Source organism: Haladaptatus sp. W1 (assembly GCF_001723155.1).
GTDB lineage: Archaea > Halobacteriota > Halobacteria > Halobacteriales > Haladaptataceae > Haladaptatus > Haladaptatus paucihalophilus.
On record NZ_MEIH01000377.1, the window covers coordinates 1 to 3,997 of the forward strand.

The following is a 3,997-nucleotide window of genomic DNA, read 5'->3' on the forward strand; positions in this document are numbered from 1 at the left end:
ACATGACCCTGGCGATGGACCCGACGGTGTTCTCGGCTCTCGGCTCGACGATGCCGGAAGGTGTCAAGGTCGCCGGTTGGTACTGGCACTCCGCGTTCGACAACGAGACCAACACGGAGTTCCTCAACAAGTACAAAGAACACGCCAAGGACCTGCCGGCCATCCCGTCGTTCACAGGTGGCAGCGCCTACAGCGCTATCTGGATGTACAAGAAGGCTATGGAGGCCGCCGGCGGCACCAATACCTCCGACGTGGTCAGTGAACTCGAGGGCATCGAAGTCACCGGCCCGCGGGGCACCTGGAAGATGGATCCCAAGAGCCACCAGGCCAACGCTCCGTCCGTGCTCGGCGTCTCCAGTTCGGACGACGATGTGCCCTACAACGGTCTCGGCCTGTCGAACAACAAGCAAGTGACCCTAACCCGGGAAAAGGCCACCAGCCTGCTTGATGGCTCTGGCTTCCCGCCGGGACTCTAGCGCGAGATGTCTACCAACACTCGCCACAAGTTGCGGCTCGAAGGCAAGCGGCTCTGGGTAGCCGCGGTGATGGCGGTCCTGATCGTCGTCCCATGGTTGCTTCCAGCCCTGCAGGTGGACCTGCTGACCCGTGCGCTGCTCATCGGTGTACTGGCAGTCGCGTTTAATCTCCTGTACGGCTACACCGGGCTGCTGTCGTTCGGTCACGCGATGTTCGTCGCCGCGGCCGGCTACACCGCCGCGCTGTTCTTCCTGCGTGTGGTGCCAGCCTACGGCCTCGACGCGGCCTTCGGCGGGATCTCGGTGCTCGTGAACTTCGTGTTTGCGCTGCTGCTGGGTGTGATTGCCGCCAGCATCCTGGCGGTGGTCGTCGGTTACTTCTCGGTCCAGCTCGAGGAGATCTACTTCGCGATGATCACGCTGTCGTTCTCGATGGCAATCTGGGTTGTCGTCCAGTACGACCACCTGGCTGCCGTGATGCCTCTGAACGTAGTCACGAACGGCTCCGACGGTCTGGACTTCCTCTCGAAGATCGGCATGGTCAACATCTTCGGTATCGAGTTCTACCTGCGGCACTTCCTCCACCCGCGACCGTACTACTACATCAGTCTCTTCATCGGGACGGCGGCGGTGTACACCCTATGGCGGGTGGTCCGGTCGCCGTTCGGGACGGTCTGTCAGGCACTCAGGGAGAACCCCGAACGGGCCCAGGCACTCGGCGTGAACGTCCAGCGTCACCGCTGGAAGACGTTCATCATCTCAGGTGCCTTCACGGGGTTGGCTGGAGCGATGTTGACCGTCCACAGCGGCGGCATCACCCCCGGTGCCGCCCACTGGACGGCTTCGGCCGAACCGGTGCTCGTAACGGTCATCGGCGGCCCATACTCGTTCCTGGGGCCGGTCATCGGTGCGGTTACCTTCGAGTATCTCCGGTGGTTCATCCGGCAATTCCCGCTGCTGGAGGCCTACTGGGAACTCTCGTTCGGCATCCTTCTGCTTATCGTGGTCCTGTTCTTCGACAATGGAGTTACCGGCGGTCTCAAGCGGCTCGGTGAGTGGCTCGGGTCGGCCCGTGGCCACTATGACCGCGACGGATTCGACGGCGTCGTCGGCTTCGGCGGCGAGAGCGTCATCGCAAAGTTGCAACCGATCCGCCACGCCGTCGTCGACGCCGTCGACTCGATCACCGATAGCAGGGGCCCGGGGTCAAACGACTAAATCGTACCGTTCGATGCGGAGTCACCGTTCTTCTTCGGTCGGTTCGATCGGCAACGACTTGATATCGAACACCTGGCACTCGACGAGATCATCGAACCGAACGAGAACAGGTTCGTCGTCGGCAAAGACGGCGGCGTGTTCATCGGCCAGAAAGGCGAAATGATCGAGCGGGCCGAGACCTACGTCGACGCCCAAGACAGACCGCCTCGACACCTCACAGCACTGCGAACGCTTCACTGCACCCAAGTGGTGGCTCGTCTGCGAGGACTGTGGCGGCCGGAGTGCTCGGTATCGCCGGTCGAAAACCGTCCGCAACCCCGAACAGTACAGCTGTAGCAAGTGCGGTGGTGCAATTCGCGTTGAAGAGACCTACAGCCACGAACCAATTCTCGTTTAAGTAGTTCTCGCGATAAGCAGTAGATACGAGGAAGATTTTCGCGAGTTACAGTGTTCTACGTGAGTCAGTTGTATTGCTCTTACTCGGATTTTTGGTCTCTAACGAGTTAGTAGGCGATAATATCAAGTTCTTGATATTATCGCGTATGGTCAGTGTTTTTCACGAGAATCTCATCTGTACATATTTCATCACCAAGAAATATCACATCTCCTAATAACAAATAGAGTATGCGCTATCGGGTTCGCTGGCTGCCAACAGTTGTTATCGCTGTCGTCATCCTCTTAGTGTCTGTCGCCCCACGCGGGCCGGGGGAAGCCATGCTTGGTCCTTTTGGGCCCATCGGGAGACAAATACGCACAGACATTCGCGTATTGCTGTCTCGCCGGAGCAGTCACCTTCGCTCTCGTTCCACAAGACCGGTGGGTCACAGCGGTCGTCCTTAGCATCGTTGCTGCTTCCCTCTATGGTGGTGGGGTTGAGATTATCCAAGGATTTGTCGGCCGCGACCTCTCGATCTTTGACTGGGCGGCGGATATCCTGGGTGCGGCCGTCGGTGCGCTTCTCGCTACCAGGCTCGACCCGTGGCTCACACGATTTCGATCCACGGCATGACGAGTTTCCAAACCGTCTTTTCTACAAACTCGGAAAACTGAGTGTTAGGACTGAAGATGGTCACTAACCAATTTTCCTGTAAATGGTTCTCACGACAAGCAATAGAGGCGAGAAAGATCCTCATGAGCAGTTCTTTTCTACTTGAACCGTTAGCATCGCTTTTGTTTTGGAGTAGAGATGCTCTGGTTAGTAGCTCATTCTAACCACAACTGGTCCTCAAAACGCCGCCTCCATGCAGTCCAAAACCCATGGGAGAAGCCAGGAGAGTTGGTACTTCAAAAAGACGCACTTTCCCATCGATGAGCCAACGATCTCGCTCATTGTGACTCTATTTCGGACAGAAGTAACGGGAGGAACGGAGTGGAGCGAGGGATGGATCAAGGTGATGGCGCCAGATCCGGTGATGTCAAAGCATCCTCGCTACATGCTACCATCCTTCACGGGTAGCTAAATGCTTTGTGGTGATCTAAAAATAAAGAGAGAACACAGCTTCCAAGAATACTTAGGCACCAAGAGTACCGTATGAATCTCGGAGTCTCATAGCAGGTCGTCTCACACGACCAATGCGTGGATCTCGCCTCTCACTGTCGTTGCGTACAACACGTTCTTTGTCACCGCAAGATCCACGATTGCACCACCGCCATCTTCTGACGAGAGATCGAACCGCCATTTTACAGCATTCGATTTCCCGGCTGATTCGACATCCAGTGCAACAATATTCCCGTGCGAACTCCCACAGAAGATCGTCTCCCCACCGCCGATACACGTCGTGAACGTTCCTGAAGAGGCGTCACCGGGGAGAACGTCACGATTCCATGCGAGATACCCTGTGTCCTTCTCAAACGCCCAGAGCGTCTTCTCAACAGGAACATAGAACAATGAGTCATCAACCGCAAGCTGCGTGCTTGTGACGGTAGTCTCCCAGAGACGAGACTGTCGAGCGATGTCAAAGCCAACAATGCCGTGTGCAGCTCCAACATATGCTCGTCGGTCAGTAACCGTCGGAATGAACTGCGTTTCCTCATCAACAAATGCGTCCCATTGACGAGTACCAGTCGCTGCGTCGAGCGCGAGCAGTCGATTTCCATCAATGGCATAGACGGGTTCGTCGAGGACTGCAGGTGCTGATGGGCGCGGAGAAGTCACGTCATGTTTCCAAACGAGGGTTCCGTCCGTGGCATCAAGCGCATACAATGGTGTCTGGGCTGTTCCTCCGGCGTAGACGAGCCCAGTCACGATGACAGGCGATGTCGCAATCGGAGAATCGGTTTTGAGATCGAATTTCCACTGGCGT

5 protein-coding genes are annotated in these 3,997 nt (G+C 56.8%); 3 read left to right on the forward strand and 2 right to left on the reverse strand.

Translation table 11 applies throughout. The annotated features are described in order from the left end of the window. Together BG842_RS23105 and BG842_RS23110 are read left to right on the forward strand one after the other, a co-directional pair. Nucleotides 1-476 (forward strand): ABC transporter substrate-binding protein (locus tag BG842_RS23105; RefSeq protein ID WP_083252722.1); only part of this gene is annotated, 476 nt, incomplete at its 5' end. Nucleotides 477-482: 6 nt separating this feature from the next. Continuing rightward, nucleotides 483-1,694 (forward strand): branched-chain amino acid ABC transporter permease, encoded by a 1,212-nt coding sequence (locus BG842_RS23110; protein WP_083252723.1) that lies wholly within the window; start codon nt 483-485, stop codon nt 1,692-1,694. Between the two features lie 21 nt (nt 1,695-1,715). On the opposite strand, the gene BG842_RS30330 is transcribed toward BG842_RS23110, so the two are convergent. Further along, nucleotides 1,716-1,889 (reverse strand): hypothetical protein, encoded by a 174-nt coding sequence (locus BG842_RS30330; RefSeq protein ID WP_175424262.1) that lies wholly within the window; start codon nt 1,887-1,889, stop codon nt 1,716-1,718. Nucleotides 1,890-2,421: 532 nt separating this feature from the next. Between BG842_RS30330 and BG842_RS28305 the strand changes: the two genes are divergently transcribed. Continuing rightward, a complete protein-coding gene (locus tag BG842_RS28305; RefSeq protein WP_254663390.1) occupies nt 2,422-2,703 on the forward strand; it encodes a VanZ family protein in 282 nt (93 codons plus the stop codon). Between the two features lie 552 nt (nt 2,704-3,255). Here BG842_RS28305 and BG842_RS23115 read toward each other — a convergent pair. Continuing rightward, a partial coding sequence (locus BG842_RS23115) for a PQQ-binding-like beta-propeller repeat protein (RefSeq protein ID WP_175424263.1) occupies nt 3,256-3,997 on the reverse strand: 742 nt, incomplete at its 5' end.